At 70.9% G+C, this 14,236-nt stretch carries 13 protein-coding genes; 7 read left to right on the forward strand and 6 right to left on the reverse strand.

Annotated features, from left to right (window positions below):
* Positions 1–19 precede the first annotated feature (19 nt).
* Positions 20–730 (forward strand): IclR family transcriptional regulator, encoded by a 711-nt coding sequence (locus LAJ19_RS06845; protein ID WP_255639845.1) that lies wholly within the window; start codon positions 20–22, stop codon positions 728–730.
* Here the strand turns inward: LAJ19_RS06845 and LAJ19_RS06850 are convergent.
* The 3 genes from LAJ19_RS06850 to LAJ19_RS06860 form a co-directional block, all read right to left on the reverse strand.
* A complete protein-coding gene (locus LAJ19_RS06850; RefSeq protein ID WP_225477838.1) occupies positions 699–3,137 on the reverse strand; it encodes an EAL domain-containing protein in 2,439 nt (812 codons plus the stop codon). The genes LAJ19_RS06845 and LAJ19_RS06850 overlap by 32 nt on opposite strands.
* 103 nt (positions 3,138–3,240) lie before the next feature.
* Positions 3,241–3,906, reverse strand: coding sequence for an L-serine ammonia-lyase, iron-sulfur-dependent subunit beta (gene sdaAB, locus LAJ19_RS06855; RefSeq protein WP_225477840.1), 666 nt, complete (start codon positions 3,904–3,906; stop codon positions 3,241–3,243).
* A gap of 102 nt (positions 3,907–4,008) precedes the next feature.
* Positions 4,009–5,472 (reverse strand): lycopene cyclase family protein, encoded by a 1,464-nt coding sequence (locus LAJ19_RS06860; protein WP_225477842.1) that lies wholly within the window; start codon positions 5,470–5,472, stop codon positions 4,009–4,011.
* A gap of 142 nt (positions 5,473–5,614) precedes the next feature.
* Between LAJ19_RS06860 and LAJ19_RS06865 the strand changes: the two genes are divergently transcribed.
* The 3 genes from LAJ19_RS06865 (at position 5,615) to LAJ19_RS06875 (ending at position 7,357) form a co-directional block, all read left to right on the forward strand.
* The gene (locus tag LAJ19_RS06865) at positions 5,615–6,502 is read left to right on the forward strand and encodes an alpha/beta hydrolase (protein ID WP_225477844.1); all 888 of its coding nucleotides are present in this window, start codon (positions 5,615–5,617) and stop codon (positions 6,500–6,502) included.
* Between the two features lie 64 nt (positions 6,503–6,566).
* A complete protein-coding gene (locus tag LAJ19_RS06870; RefSeq protein WP_225477845.1) occupies positions 6,567–6,938 on the forward strand; it encodes a hypothetical protein in 372 nt (123 codons plus the stop codon).
* A complete protein-coding gene (locus tag LAJ19_RS06875; protein ID WP_225477847.1) occupies positions 6,935–7,357 on the forward strand; it encodes an inorganic diphosphatase in 423 nt (140 codons plus the stop codon). The genes LAJ19_RS06870 and LAJ19_RS06875 overlap by 4 nt, the downstream gene beginning before the upstream one ends.
* Before the next feature lie 76 nt (positions 7,358–7,433).
* Here the strand turns inward: LAJ19_RS06875 and LAJ19_RS06880 are convergent, their stop codons facing one another.
* Genes LAJ19_RS06880 through LAJ19_RS06890 form a run of 3 tightly spaced genes read right to left on the reverse strand, consistent with a single transcriptional unit; the run spans position 7,434 to position 10,635 of the window.
* Entirely contained in the window at positions 7,434–8,312 is an 879-nt protein-coding gene (locus tag LAJ19_RS06880) for a hypothetical protein (protein WP_225477850.1), read from the reverse strand.
* Positions 8,313–8,362: 50 nt separating this feature from the next.
* Entirely contained in the window at positions 8,363–9,046 is a 684-nt protein-coding gene (locus LAJ19_RS06885; protein ID WP_225477852.1) for a response regulator, read from the reverse strand.
* Positions 9,043–10,635, reverse strand: a complete 1,593-nt coding sequence (locus LAJ19_RS06890; protein WP_225477854.1) for an ATP-binding protein — start codon at positions 10,633–10,635, stop codon at positions 9,043–9,045. Before LAJ19_RS06890 ends, LAJ19_RS06885 begins: the two co-directional genes overlap by 4 nt.
* A 208-nt stretch (positions 10,636–10,843) precedes the next feature.
* Between LAJ19_RS06890 and LAJ19_RS06895 the strand changes: the two genes are divergently transcribed.
* The 3 genes from LAJ19_RS06895 (at position 10,844) to LAJ19_RS06905 (ending at position 13,910) form a co-directional block, all read left to right on the forward strand.
* Positions 10,844–11,794 carry a Bug family tripartite tricarboxylate transporter substrate binding protein gene (locus tag LAJ19_RS06895; RefSeq protein ID WP_225477856.1) on the forward strand — a complete coding sequence of 317 codons (951 nt, stop codon included), beginning with the start codon at positions 10,844–10,846 and terminating at the stop codon, positions 11,792–11,794.
* 86 nt (positions 11,795–11,880) lie between these two features.
* The gene (locus tag LAJ19_RS06900) at positions 11,881–12,399 is read left to right on the forward strand and encodes a tripartite tricarboxylate transporter TctB family protein (RefSeq protein WP_225477857.1); all 519 of its coding nucleotides are present in this window, start codon (positions 11,881–11,883) and stop codon (positions 12,397–12,399) included.
* Entirely contained in the window at positions 12,399–13,910 is a 1,512-nt protein-coding gene (locus tag LAJ19_RS06905) for a tripartite tricarboxylate transporter permease (RefSeq protein WP_225477859.1), read from the forward strand. Before LAJ19_RS06900 ends, LAJ19_RS06905 begins: the two co-directional genes overlap by 1 nt.
* Positions 13,911–14,236: the final 326 nt, after the last annotated feature.

The following is a 14,236-nucleotide window of genomic DNA, read 5'->3' on the forward strand; positions in this document are numbered from 1 at the left end:
CTCGGCGCTGCAGGGCGCGGTGGCTGTCCTTACGGCCTTCGACGCGGATCACACCGAGTGGCGCCTGTCTGATCTGGCCCGGCACCTTGACCTGCCCACCTCCACACTGCATGAGCAGCTCACCGCCCTGACGGCCACGGGGCTGCTGCTGCGCGCCGGGCGCGGCCGGTACCGGCTGGGGTGGCGGCTGCTGAAACTGTCCAGCGCCCTGTACGGCAGCCTGCCGTGGTACGCCCCGGCGCACGACGCGATGGAGGACGTGGCCCGCGCCCTGCATCACCTGGCGTTCCTGTGCGTCATGGATGGCGAGGCCCGGGTGCTGTGCATTGCGCGCAGCGTGCAGGGCCGCGACGGACCGCCCGTGGCCGGCGAGCTGGACTTCGAACTGCCGGCGCATGCGTCGGCGAGCGGGAAGCTGCTGCTGGCCCTGGCCGGGCGGGCCCTGCCCGGCGGCGTGCCCGCGTTCACGGACCGGACCGTGACCCGCGCCGGCGACTGGGCGCGTGAGGCGCAGGAGATCCGTGCCCAGGGGTACGCCGTGACGCGCGACGAGTGGGCGGCCGGCACCGGCAGTCTGGCCGTTCCCATCCGTGACGCGGACGGCCGGGTGCTGGCCGCGCTGGGCGTGAGTCTGCCCACCACCCGCCTGCGGACGCCGGACACGCTGCTGCGGGTGGTGCAGGACGCCGCGGACCGCGTCAGCTGGGGTCTGGGCTGGCGTTCGCGATAAGCGCGCCGGCCTGAGCGGACGGCACGGGACGGGCCAGCAGGAACCCCTGGACGTGGTCGCAGCCGAGTTCGGTCAGCAGGTCTTTCTGGGTGTGTTCCTCGACGCCCTCCACGGTCACGGTCATGTCCAGGGTCTGCGCGAGGTGAATCATGGCGGTCATGAGGGCCGCGACGCGCCCTCGACGCTCGCCAGACAGGTGGCGGGTGAAGGACCGGTCGATTTTCAGCTGATCGAACGGGAGCGACTCCAGCACGCTGAGGCTGCTGTACCCGGTGCCGAAGTCGTCCATGGCGATCTGTACGCCCAGGGCCTTCAGCGCGTGGATGTGCGACTGCGCGCGTTCGAGGTCACGCATGACGAGACTCTCGGTGATTTCCAGGATCAGGTGTTGCGCCGGGAGTCCGGAGGCGCTGAGCGCGGCACAGACTGTGTCCACGAAGTGCGGCAGTTCAAACTGCAGCGGGGAGACGTTCACGGACATGCTCAGGCCCCGCCGCGCGAAGTCCCACGTCACGGCCTGCGTGCACGCCTCGCGCAGCACCCACTCTCCGATCTGCAGGATGACGCGCGTGTCCTCCGCGACCGGGATGAACACGCCGGGCGGAATCAGGCCGCGCTGCGGGTGCTGCCAGCGGATCAGGGCCTCAAACCCCACCAGGGCCGGGCCGCGCAGCGCGTAGCGGCCCTGGTAGTGCAGCAGCAGTTCCCCGCGGTCCAGGGCGAGGCGCAGGTCACGTTCCAGCAGCTCCTGCTCGCCGGGTTCGCCCATGCCGCTCTCGAAGTGCAGGACGCGGTTGCCGCCGCTGCGCTTGACGCGGTACATCGCCATATCCGCGTGCTGCTGGAGGGCTTCGGCGTCCCGGCCGTCGTCGGGCGCCACGGCGCACCCGACCGACGCCGTCAGGTTCACGTTCTGCCCGCCCAGGGTGAACGGTTCAGCCAGCGCGTCGGCAAGTTTCTGGGCCACGAGCGTGACGTCCTGCCGGACGGTCACGCGGCGCAGCAGCACGGTGAACTCGTCGCCGCCCATGCGGCCCACGAGGTCGGAGCTGCGTACCGCGCCCTGCAGGCGGCGCGCCACCTGCTGCAGCAGGTTGTCTCCGGCCGGGTGCCCCAGGGTGTCGTTGACGCGTTTGAACCCGTCCAGGTCAATGAAGATCAGTGCGGCCAGCTCCCCGTCACTCAGGCTGGAGAGCGTGTCGTGCGTGACCTGATGAAAGTGCGCGCGGTTGGACACGCCGGTGAGGGGGTCGTGCGTGGCGCGGTGCAGCAGCACCTGCTGCGTCTCCTGCAGCTGCTGGTTGGCGCGGGCGAGTTCCACGTTCCGCAGCCGCTCGATTTCCGCTTCGCGGTTCAGGAGTTCCAGGCGGATCTCGGCGGTCAGGAGGTGCGAGCGGGCGTCGACCTCATGGGCGTGCAGCTGCCGTTCCAGCACGAAGTGCTGGCGCGCGACGGTCAGCGCCTGCTGATGCTCGCCGCGCAGTTCGTGCAGCGCCGCGAGACTTTCCAGGGCGCGGATCTCCACGGGGCGGCTGCCCACCTCGCGGCTCAGGGTGAGGCTCTCGTGCAGCAGCGGCTCGGCTTCGTCGGGGCGGTTCAGGGCCAGCAGGGCGCGCGCGCCGGCCGTGGCGAGGCGGCAGGTGCCCTCGTGATCCTGCCGGGCGCGCGCGGCGTCCAGGTTGACCAGGGCGACGCTCAGGGCTTCGGGCGCGCGGCCACGGGCAAGCAGGGCGGACGCCACGCATTCCTGCGCGGTGGAGGTCCAGCGCGGCGGTCCCACCTCCTGGATCAGGTTCAGGTGCTCTTCGGCCAGTGCGAGCACGTCGTCCGGGTGCCCCAGGCGGTCGTGAATCAGCAGCAGGTGCGTCATGGAGGACGCGAGCATCACGGGTTCCCGCAGCGCCTCAGCGATCTGCAGGGCCTGCTCGTGAAACGCCAGGGCCTGGGTGAGGTTCCCGGTGTCGCTGTACAGGCTCGCGAGGTTATTCAGGGCCCGGAAACTGCCGGTCCGGTCCCCGATCTCCTGCGTGATGCGCAGGCTCTGCAGGTACGCTTCAAGCGCGCGGCTGTACTGGCCGGTGCGGTCGTACCCCAGGCCCAGGCCGTTCAGGACCCGCGCTTCCAGGGGCCGGTCCTGAACCTGCACGGCCAGCGTCAGGCAGGTGCTCAGGGTGCTGAGCACCTCGGGCAGCTGCCCGGTGTACAGCGCGCAGCCGGCCAGCAGCAGGTGGGCGTGCGCCTCGGCGTGCAGGTCTTTTGTGCGCTGGGCCTCAGCGAGCAGCGTGCGGATCTCGCCGCGGGACACCTCCGGGGTGCGGTACATTCCGGCCTCCAGCGCCTGCAGGCGAGCCAGGAGCGTGGCGTCCTGGGGGGCCGGGGCGGGGTCGGGAAGTACGGATCGGGTCAAGGTGCCTCCTGCGGGCCGCGTCCGGGCCAGCCCGGTCAGAGTAGGGGCCGGCGCACCACAGAAGTCTCACAGGCCCTGGACCTTTAGGTCCGGGGCGTGCGGGTCAGCCGTCCATGAGCTTGGGCAGCATCCGCACCCAGTTCACGTCCGGCCAGCGGTTCAGGAAGGCCAGCGCCTCAGGGCTCAGGGCCTGGTCGAGTTCCACGGCCAGCAGCGCCTGCCCGCCGCGGGTTTCGCGCGTGCAGGTCAGCGTGGCGATGTTCACGCCGTCTGCGGCGATGGTGGTGGCAATGCGGGCGATCATGCCGACCGCGTCGGTGTAGCGCAGCAGCACCGTGGGGCTCGCGCCGCTGAAGTTCACGCCGAGGCCCTGCACGTGCGTCACCTGAATCACGCCGCCGCCCGTGCTGCTGCCCTGCACGGTGACGCGCTGCGCCGCGCCCCGGACGTCCAGCAGGGCGGTGTTCGGGTGAACGTCGCCCAGGTCCGCGTCGTGAAACTCAAAGGTCAGGCCCGCCTGCGCCGCCACTTCGAAGGCCTGGGGCAGCCGGGCGTCATCCGGCGCGAACCCCAGCAGGCCGGCAATTAGCGCGAGGTGCGTGCCGTGTCCCCGTCCGGTCTTGGCGAAGGAGGCGTGCAGGCCGATGCGGGCCTGCGCCGGGGCCTCGCCCAGCAGGTGGTGCGCGACCAGTCCCAGCCGGCACGCGCCCGCCGTGTGGCTGCTGCTGGGGCCGATCATCACGGGACCGATCATGTCGAGGAGGGACATAGCCCGAGTATACGGAAGCGCCCCGGATAGCCGGGGTACTGCGGGGCGCAGTGGCCGCTTCAGGCAGACGCCGCCGGCCGGAGTGCCCACCGAGCGCCGGGGTCAGCGGTCCGTGCGGGTCATTGCGCGCAGGTTCTCGCGAAGTTCCTCGACCTTCTCACCCAGGTCGGCATTCGGGTCAAGGCCGTTGGCGTCGGTACTGCCGGTCGAGCCCTGCATGCCTTCGGTCACCGGTTCGGTCTGACTGGTGTCCTCATGGTCGCGGGTGTCGTCATCGAGGGGAAGGTCCGGGTGGGTCATACGCTCAGCCTGCGGGACCGCTCCGTGCAGAGGATGGGAAACGCGGGAAGTGACCTTCATGGCCGCCCGCAGCGCCGTGACGCTGCTGCGCGGCCGGGCCAGGGCCGCGCGGGTCAGGGGCAGGCGGGCCCGGGCGGGCAGGGCCACGAACAGCCTCAGCATGATGCGCGCCAGCGTTCCGGCCGGCGTGCCGGGGTCCAGGAACGCCCGCCACTGTTCTGCCGGCAGCGCGAAGAACGCCTGAAAGAACGGACTCAGGGCCTCGGGCGGGAGGGTCAGGAGGGCCTGCACGCCCAGCAGGTGCACGTCGCGCTCTGCCCGCCGGGGCGCGGGCCACAGGGCCGCCCACGCCGCGCGGTGGGGGTCGTCCCCGCCGGCCAGGGCGGCGGCGGCGGCGCGGGCCACGAGGGGCGCTGCGCGCAGCGCCGCCGTGACCTGAAACCCGCTGATGGGGTGCACCATACCTCCGGCCGCGCCGAAGGCCAGCGGCCCGTGCGCGGCGGGCGCCGCGGCGTTCATGGGAAACGACACCCACTCCTCGGCCAGGATCTCGCCCGGGGGGGTGCCCTGGGCGCGCAGCCGCGCGTGAAGTCGTCCGCGCAGGTCACTGCGGGTGGGGGCGGGGCGGGCGATCAGGCTGGTTTCCTCCACGAAGTACCGGTCGCCGCCCAGGTGCATGGCGTACAGGAACGTGGGGTGCGGGTGGGGTCCGTGCGGCGCGCGGTGATCCATCCACACCATCGCGCCGGGCGGGCTGGGTGGCCGCTCGAACCGCGCGGTCAGGCCGTACGCGGTCTGAAGGGCCGCGCCGCCCGGGTGCACGGGCGGCTGCAGGACCGGGTGGTGGCCGCTGGCATCCACGAGGAACGCGGCGCGGTACGTGACGCCGCTGCGGGTGGTGACGGCCCACAGGGCCCCGGCAGGCTGAGCGCCAAGCACGTGATCGCACGTCCACACCGACCCGGAGGCCCGGGCCAGGAGCGCGCGCAGCAGCCGGGCGTTGTCCAGCAGGGCGTACGGGCGCAGCAGGGGCGTGGGTTCCGGCCCGGTGTACACGCGCACGTCCGTCCACACGTGCGCCGCGCACGAGCGGGCCCAGCCGGGCAGGTCGTCGAGCCAGGCGCCGTACGTGGCGGGAAACGCGGTGGGGGCGTGCGGGGTGATCACACGCACACTGAGCCCCTCGCCGCGCAACGCGCCGGTCATGGCAAGTGCGGCGGGCCCGCCCCCGATGATGAGGGCGTGGGTGTCGGCCGGCAGGATCACCCGTTCAGGCTACCGCTGCCACTCCAGGCCGGAGTGTAGGACGGCACCCACCCGCGGGGGCGGCGGGCGTGAAGATCCGGTCAACGCGGAACTGTGGCGCAGGGGTTTGTCAGCTGCAGGACGGGCACCTAGCCTGTGCGGCATGACTGTCAATGGACGTTCCACCGGCCGGCGCGCCCTGCTGGGCGGGGCGATGCTGGCCCTCGCGGCGGGCCTCGCCGCCTGCTCCCAGCGCGGAGCGCAGGACACCCTGAACCTCGCCGTTTCCACCCGCGGCCTGACGGTCACGCCGGACCTCCGGTTCGGCCCGGACGCCCGTCACCGGATGGACGTGTACGCTCCGCAGAACGCCCGGAACGCGCCGGTCGTGCTGTTCATTCACGGCGGGTCCTGGGAGGGCGGCAGCAAGGAGACGCACCGGTTCGTGGGGGAATCCCTGGCACGCGCCGGCTACGTCACGGCCGTGATGAACTACCGCCTGGCGCCCATGAACCGTTACCCGGCGTACGTGCAGGACGCCGCGCTGGCTCTGAAGGTCCTGCGGGAGAAGGCCGGCGTTCTGGGCGGCCATCCGGACAATCTGTTCGTGATGGGCCACTCGGCCGGGGCATTCAACGCCGTGGAAGCCGTGGATAACGTGCGGTGGCTGGCGGAGGTGGGCGTGCCGGTGAGGGCCGTGCGGGGCGTGATCGGCGTGGCCGGACCGTACTCATACGATTTCCGGCAGTTCTCCAGCGCGCGGGCCTTCCCGGAAGGCGCCACGCCGGATGAGGTGATGCCCGACCGGCACGTGCGTCCCGACGCGCCGCCCCACCTGCTGCTCGTTGCGGCGAACGACGAGACGGTGTATGAGCAGAACGGCGTGAACATGCGCGCCGCGTTGCAGCGGGCCGGGGTACCTGTGACGTACACCGTGCTGCCGCGCGTGAATCACATCACCGTGATTGCCGCCATGGCGCGCCCGCTGACTTTCCTCGGCGGGACCCGGCAGGCCGTGATTGATTTCATCGAAACGCGCCGCCTGCGGTGACGCCCGGTGGGCTCCCCCTGGCAGGCGCCGGGTGGGCTCACGGGCGGGGCGTAGCATAGGCAGCATGCTACGCCCCGTTCTTGCGCTGCTGCTGCTGTGCCCGGTCCTGAGCAGCTGCCGTTACAACTTCGTGCCGCTGATCCCCGGGCAGATCGAACCGGACCTGCCCGCGCGCATTGAGCAGGCGGTCCTGACGCGTGACGGGGAGCGCCTGCGCCTGAGTGCGCAGGTGCAGGGCCGGTTCGAGCCGGGGTACCTGAGCGTGGCGTGGTTCAACGGCAGTGCACCGATCGGGCAGGACAGCGTGTACCTGGACGCCGGGCAGCGGACGGCCACCTTCGAGCTGAGCGCCCCCGGCAAGGGCGCGTACCGGGCCGTGCTGTCGTTCGGCGGAACCGTGCTGCGGCAACTGGAACTGTACGAGGTTCAGCCTTGAGCGGAAGCGGCACCCCCGCCTGGCTCGGCGTGGTCGAATGGACGGCCGGCACGCACGAGCGTTTCATCTGGCGCGGCGGGGTCCTGGAGCCGCTGCGCACGGAAGCGCGGCCCGCGCCGGTAAACTACGGGTGCCTGCCGGGCACGCTGAACCCCGCCGATAACGCCGAGGTGGACGCCGTGTGGCTGGGTCCCCCCCGCCCGGTCGGCGAGGAGGTCACGGCCGCGCCCGCCGGACTGCTGCACCTGCTGGACGGGGATCACAAGGTGATTTTCAGCGACGCGCCCCTGAACCCGGAGGCGCTGACGGGGCTGCTGTCCTGGTTTCCGCCGGACCGGGGCGCGGTGGTGCAGCCGGCCGCGGCCGCCTGGGCGTGGCTGACGCAGCTGGAGAAAACCGGCCGTCACCCCGGGGGCTGAACGCCACTGGCCGCGGGTCCCGGACGGGGGCGCAGCATGACCGGGCGACCGCACACGACCCGCTGCGCCCCATTCGTCAGGGTCTGTGACCCTGAGCTTCTGCCGCCCAGCCCTGCGAGAGGGGCGCGAGTTGCGCCGCCACCCACGTCATCCCCTCACTGTTCGGGTACGTGATGGCGCTGTGGTCCTCGCGCACGGAAACAAAGCGGTCAAGGGCGCGGTCCGTGCCGTCCAGGCGGACGTTATGCCCGAGTTCGAACAGGTAGTTCACGGTGAATCCGGTCTCGGCGCCCCGCTCCGGAAGGCGTTTGCTCTGGACTTCCAGGCCGCGCCGGACGTTGGTCCAGACCACGTCCTTGGCGTTTATCAGTCGCCCGGCGACCATCATGCGGTCGCAGGCGGTGAGGGGGGAATACGGCCCTGCGCCGCGCAGCAACGGCCGGAAATCGGTTTTCCAGCCCAGACAGATCCCGTCCAGGTCGATCTGCACGTCGAAGGTGACGTCCGGGTGGTCCCGGGTGAGCTGGTGGGTCCACGCGACGCCCTGCGAATGGCCCAGCAGTACCATCCGCGGCGGGCGCGGCCCGCTGAGCCACGTTCGTTTCACGGCCTTCAGGTCGTCCTCCAGCGCCGCGTACCCCCGCTGAGGCACATTGACCAGTGTAGACGTGAAGGTCCGGGCCGGGTGGCTGGCGTACCCGGCCACCTGCACCGACAGGCCCGCGTCCTGGAAGGCGGCGGCCACGCGGTCCACCGCGCCGCGGGACGAGAGGTAATCCCAGTTGTCGCGCGGCGCGGCGCACGGCACGCCGCAGCGGCCGGAGACGCTCAGCACCACCACGTCCGGCGCGGGTCCGGACAGGTTCAGGGCGGGGGTCAGGGTGGGGAGGACAGTGCGCACGGGCGCGCAGGCCGTCAGGAGCAGGCCGCAGAGCAGCGCGTGGCGGACATTCACGCGCTCAGTGTAGGGGGCCGGGTGCCGGGGCAGTGTGGCGCCCGTGGGGGTCAGGCGCGGGCCCGGTAGAGTTTCACGGGTCGGCCCGCATGGCCGTACTGGTGTTCCAGGGTGGCCTGCCCGCTGCGCACGAGGTGCTCCAGGTAACGCCACGCGGTCACACGGCTCAGCCCGACCTGATCCCCGACCTCCTCGGCGGTGACGGCGCCCGTAGCGACGGCCAGGGCCTGCGCGACCCGTTCCAGGGTGTTCGGGTCGATGCCGCGCGGCAGGGGCGCGGGCGAGGTGCTGCTCAGGCCAAGCAGGCGGTCGAGGCGGCCCTGGTCCAGGCGGGAAGCGCTGGGGGTGCGGGCGTGCCGGGCGCGGTGCCGGGCGATCAGGTCGGCGAGGCGCGCGCCGGTGAATGGTTTGATCAGGTAGTCGAATGCGCCGTGGGCGAGGGCGAGGCGCACGCTGGGTTCATCGTCCGCGGCGGTGATCATGGCGACGTCGGTCGTGAGGCCCTGGGTCCTCCAGTGGCGCAGCAGGCCCAGTCCGCTGCCGTCGGGCAGGTGCACGTCGAGCAGGATCAGGTCCGGGCGCAGCGCCTGGGCGAGCGCGTCACCCTGCGCGCAGGTGGCGGCGCTGCCGACCACGTGCACGTCCGGATCGCGTTCCAGCAGGTCGCGGTTCACGCGGGCGACCCGCAGGTCATCCTCGACGAGCAGGACCCTCACGCGGGCGGAGGGCGTCATGCGCCGGCCTCCTGTGGGAGCTGCAGGCGCGCGGCGGGGAGCGGCAGGCTCAGCTGAAAGACGGTGTGCTCACCGCGCCGGGTGTGGCGCAGGGTGCCGCCCAGGGCCTCCACGCGCGTCATCACGCCGTGCAGGCCGTAGCCACGGCCTTCGCCTTTGCTACTCACGCCGCGGGCGTACAGGGTCTGCGCGAGGTGGGGGGAGACGCCGGGGCCGGTGTCCTCCACCTCGATCTGCATGCCGTCGGGGTCCTCGCCAATCAGGACGCTCACGTACCCGGGCTGTCCGGCGAGTGCCTCGAAGGCGTTCTCGGTAAGGTTCCCCACGGCGCTGACCAGGGTGTCGGCGTGCCGTTCCCACACGGCGCTCAGGCTGCTGCCCTCGACCACCTCGAAGTCCACGCCGAGTTCCTGGGCGCGCTCACGCTTTCCGGCGAGCAGCGCCACGAGGCGGGGAACCTGCACGTCGCGCAGCAGCTGGCGGAACTGGGTGTCCGCGTGAATCTCGGCGTTCAGGACGCGCAGGGCCTCGTCGCTGCGGCCCAGTTGCAGCAGGCCCGACAGAACGTGCAGGCGGTTCTGGTACTCGTGGGTCTGCGCGCGCAGCACGTCCACGAAGCCGCGCGCGTGCGTGAGCTCATCGGCCAGGGCGAGCGCCTCGGCGCGGTCGCGGAAACCCACCACGAAGCCGCCGCCGTCCAGCGGTTCGATGTTCACCAGGACCGGCTGACCCCGCAGGCTGAGTTCCAGGTTCTGGGTGCGCGCGGCGCCGCTGCCGGCCGTGAACAGCGCCAGTTCCGGCCAGAGGGTCGCCAGGGGCGCCGGGGCAGACGGCCCGCCCAGCATGGCGCCGGCGCGGCTGCTGATCAGGGTGACCAGGCCGCCTGGGCCGACCGCCAGGACGCCCTCGCGTAGCGCTGCCAGAACGGCCCGCTGCTGCTGGGCGAGCTGCGCGATCTGTTCAGGCTCGAGATTCAGGATCTCGGCCCGAAGGCGCCGCGCCGCCCACACGGCGCCCCCCGTTCCCAGGCTCAGCGCCAGGATGAACCAGGGCAGCAGGCTGACCAGCGCACTGAGCACCAGGTGCCACACCTGGGGCATCAGGTAGCCGGTGCTGACCACACCGACCACCCGCGTGCCCGTCACGCCGCCCTGCCAGACCGGCACCTTGCCGCGCACGCTGTAGCCCAGGCTGCCGCGCGCAACGGTGACCACCTCGCGCCCGGCGAACGGTTCAGCGTTGTCGCCGCCCTCCATGGGCTGCCCCAGCCGGTCGGTCAGCGGGTGCGCCAGCCGGATGCCGGCGCGGTTGCCGACCACGATGAAGTCCGCTTCGGCCTCGTCGCGCAGGGCATTCACGCGGGCATTCAGGTCCGGGTTCTGCGTGCCGCGCTCCGCGCCCCGCACGACCACCGGCAGCTGCGCGACGATGCGGCTGGCGGTCAGGGCCCGCTCGCCCAGGCGGGCGCGGGCCTCGCGGTACAGCTGGGCGGTCTGGACGATCACCAGCAGGACCGTCATGCCGCACAGCACCATCAGGTGCAGCCGCACCAGGCGGCCCTGCAGGGTGGGGCGACGGGAAAGGATCATGACAGTTCTCCCTGAGTGTAGAAGGTTGCCGGGTTCCGCACACCGGGTTTTGTGCAATGCGTGCATGGCCGTGCATTGCGTACACGGAAAGCCGCTGTGACGCGCAAAAAACGTCTTGTGACCCACACAGGAACAGGCGTAGCGTAAAGGGGCATTCACAACCAGGCTGCCGCGACCGCCGCGGCGCACCACCTCAGGAGGAACACCCATGAAGAAACACGCCGTTCTAGCCGTGTCAGCGCTGCTGACCCTTATCGCCCCCGTCAGTGCCCAGTCGCTCGACAACCTGCGCATCATGGCCCCCGCCAGCCCCGGCGGCGGCTGGGACCAGACCAGCCGCGCCCTGCAGAGCACGCTGCAGAACCAGAACATCGTCAAGCCCGTGCAGGTGTTCAACGTGCCCGGCGCCGGCGGCACCATCGGCCTGGCCCAGCTGTACAACAGCAAGGGTGACGGCAAACTGCTGATGACCATGGGGCTCGTGATGGTCGGCGCCATTCAGACGAACAGCTCCAAGGTGGACCTCAGCCGCGTCACCCCGATTGCCCGCCTCACCGGCGAGTACGAAGTTATCGTGGTGCCTGCCAGCAGCCCCTACAAGACGCTGGGTGACCTGGCGGCCGCCTGGAAGAGCAACACTGGCCTCGCGTTCGCTGGCGGCAGCGCCGGCGGAACCGACCACATGCTTGTCGGTCTGTTCGCCAAGGCGGCGGGCGTGGACCCCAAGAAGATGAACTACGTGCCGTTCAGCGGCGGCGGCGAAACCCTGGCCGCGGTGCTGGGCAACCAGGTGACCGCCGCGGTGGCGGGGTACGGCGAGTTCGAAGCGCAGATCAAGGCCGGCAAGCTCCGTGCGCTGGCCATCAGCGCGCCCAAGGCGCAGGCGGCCATTCCGGTGCCCACCATGAAGTCCCAGGGCTTCAACGTGGACCTCGCGAACTGGCGCGGCATCGTCGCCCCTCCCGGCATCAGCAGCAGCGAGAAGGCCGCGCTGGTCTCCGCGCTGGACAAGATGCACGCCAGCAAGGAATGGAAGGACACCCTCAAGACCCGCAACTGGACGGACCTGTACATGAGCGGCAGCAGGTTCGACGTGTTCCTGAAACTCGAAGCGAACCGCACGCGCGAGATCCTCAAGGACATCGGGCTCGTCAAGTAAGTCCACGCCACACCCGCCGTTCAAGGGCGGGGGCGAGCGAGCCTCGCCTCCGCCCCCGTTCTTGCCCTTCCTGAGGAGTTTCCCCTGTGACTGACCCTTCCCCCTCCCCTGCGCCGGCCGTCCGGGCACCGCTGAGCCTCCCGGACCTCGCCGTGGCGCTGGGCATCCTGGTGCTTGGCGGCCTGCTGCTGGCCGGTACGCTGCAGATTCCGTTCGGAATCAACGCGGTGGTCGGCCCGCGCGTGTTTCCGCTGATCGTCTCGGTCGGTACGCTGCTGCTGGGCGCCCTGCTGCTCGTCTCCACACTGCGCGGCTACCGGGCCGAACCGGCCGCCGAGGAGGATTCCGACCCGGACGCGAAGCCGGACCTGCGCCAGCCCGGGATCATCCTGGCGGGATTCCTGGTGGGCACCCTGCTTCTGCAGCCGCTGGGGTTCGTGCTGGGCACGGCCGTGATGTATTTCAGTGTGGGCTTCGCGTTCGGTGAGCGCCGCCTGCCCCTGCTGGTGGGCGTGGCGCTCGTTGTGGCGCTGGTCACGTACGTGGCCTTCACCCGCGGGCTGGGGCTCAGCCTGCCGGCCGGTGTGCTGAAAGGGGTGCTGTGATGGACGCCGTTCAGTCCCTGCTGGCGGGCTTCGAGACCGCCCTGACTCCCCTGAACCTGCTGTGGGCTCTGCTCGGCGTGACGCTGGGCACGCTGGTGGGCGTGCTGCCCGGCATCGGCCCGGCCCTGACAGTGGCGCTGCTGCTGCCGGTCACGGCGAAACTGCCGCCGGTGAGCGCGTTCATCATGTTCGCCGGGATCTATTACGGGGGGATGTTCGGTGGGTCCACGACCAGCATTCTGCTGAACACACCTGGGGAATCAAGCTCCATCATCACGGCGCTGGAAGGCAACAAGATGGCCCGCCGTGGCCGCGCCGCCGCGGCCCTGGCCACCGCGGCCATCGGGTCGTTCGTGGCCGGCACGATCGGCACGGCCCTGCTGACCTTCGCGGCGCCCGCCATTGCGGAGGTCGCGGTGCAGATCCCGCCCAGCGCGAAGTTCGCGCTGATCATGCTGGCGTTCGTGACCATCAGCGCCACCTTTGGCGGGTCGCCGCTGCGCGGCCTGATCAGTCTGTTCTTCGGCCTGGCAATCGGTCTGGTCGGCACGGACCTGCAGAGCGGGCAGGCGCGCTTCACGCTGGGGTACCCGGAACTCCTGGACGGCATTGATTTCGTGACCGTGGTGATCGGCCTGTTCGCGGTCGGTGAGACGCTGTTCGTCGCCAGCCGCCTGCGCAAGGACAAAGCCAGCGTCATCAAGCTTGAAGGGAACGCCAGCATGACCCGCGACGACTGGCGCCGCTCGTGGAAACCCTGGCTGCGCGGCACGGCGCTCGGCTTCCCGTTCGGGGCGATTCCGGCGGGCGGCGCGGAGATCCCCACCTTCCTGAGCTACACCCTGGAGAAGAAGCTCAGCCGGCACCCTGAGGAGTTCGGCAAGGGCGCCATTGAGGGTGTGGCCGGGCCGGAAGCCGCGAACAACGCCTCTGCGGCCGGCGTGCTCGTTCCCCTGCTGACCTTGGGCCTGCCCACCAGTGCCACGGCCGCGATTCTGCTGGCCGCGTTCCAGCAGTACGGGCTGCAACCCGGGCCACTGCTGTTCGTCACCAGCCCGGACCTGGTGTGGGGCCTGATTGCCAGCCTGTACATCGGCAACGTCATGCTGCTGGCCCTGAACCTGCCGCTGGCCCCCATCTGGGCGCGGCTGCTGCTGATCCCCCGTCCGTTCCTGTACGCCGGCATCCTGGTGTTCAGCACGGTCGGCGTGTATTCACTGAACAACAGCGTGTTCGACCTGTTCCTGCTGGCGATCTTCGGCGTGATCGGGTACGGCATGCGCCGCTTCGACTTTCCGGTCACGCCCGCGATCATCGGTGTGATTCTGGGGCCGGTCGCCGAAAGTCAGTTCCGCACGGCCACCCAGCAGAGCAATGGGGATTTCAGTGTGTTTGTGCGCCAGCCTCTCTCGGCGTTCATCCTGCTGCTGGTGCTGCTGTCGCTGATCATTCCGCAGGTGCTCAAGGCCCGCGCACGCGCCGCTGGGCGGGGGGCGGTGCAGGCAGGCTGAGGCTCTGCCGTCAGGGGGCGTCCGGGGTGACCTGGGCGCCCTTTCCGATGGGCCCAGCCTGAACGGCGTGTGAGCAGGCACCTGTCCAAGCACCCCGGGGAGCCCGGGAGGAGGGCTGCGCTATCCTGGCGGGAACCGCGCCTGATGGGCGTGGTCATCCAGAACTGCCGGAGGGTGTTTCCTGCCCGATTGCACGGCGTGGCAACCGGCCTTCATTACGGCACCGGTGCCCTCAGGAAAGACCCGCGTGGGTGCGCTGACGATGGCGCGAGCGGGGACGATGGCCCACAGGCGGCGCTGCGCGCGCAACACGACTTTCAGGGCCG

It is taken from the genome of Deinococcus taeanensis, assembly GCF_020229735.1.
Classification (GTDB): Bacteria; Deinococcota; Deinococci; order Deinococcales; family Deinococcaceae; genus Deinococcus; species Deinococcus taeanensis.

Excerpts from the sequence above, each read along its gene's own strand:
- sdaAB (WP_225477840.1), bottom strand. The coding sequence starts at position 3,906 with ATGTCCCTCCTCGACATGATCGGTCCCGTGATGATCGGCCCCAGCAGC.
- LAJ19_RS06865 (WP_225477844.1), top strand. The coding sequence starts at position 5,615 with ATGACTGTCAATGGACGTTCCACCGGCCGGCGCGCCCTGCTGGGCGGG.
- LAJ19_RS06870 (WP_225477845.1), top strand. The coding sequence starts at position 6,567 with ATGCTACGCCCCGTTCTTGCGCTGCTGCTGCTGTGCCCGGTCCTGAGC.
- LAJ19_RS06885 (WP_225477852.1), bottom strand. The coding sequence starts at position 9,046 with ATGACGCCCTCCGCCCGCGTGAGGGTCCTGCTCGTCGAGGATGACCTG.
- LAJ19_RS06890 (WP_225477854.1), bottom strand. The coding sequence starts at position 10,635 with ATGATCCTTTCCCGTCGCCCCACCCTGCAGGGCCGCCTGGTGCGGCTG.
- LAJ19_RS06895 (WP_225477856.1), top strand. The coding sequence starts at position 10,844 with ATGAAGAAACACGCCGTTCTAGCCGTGTCAGCGCTGCTGACCCTTATC.
- LAJ19_RS06905 (WP_225477859.1), top strand. The coding sequence starts at position 12,399 with ATGGACGCCGTTCAGTCCCTGCTGGCGGGCTTCGAGACCGCCCTGACT.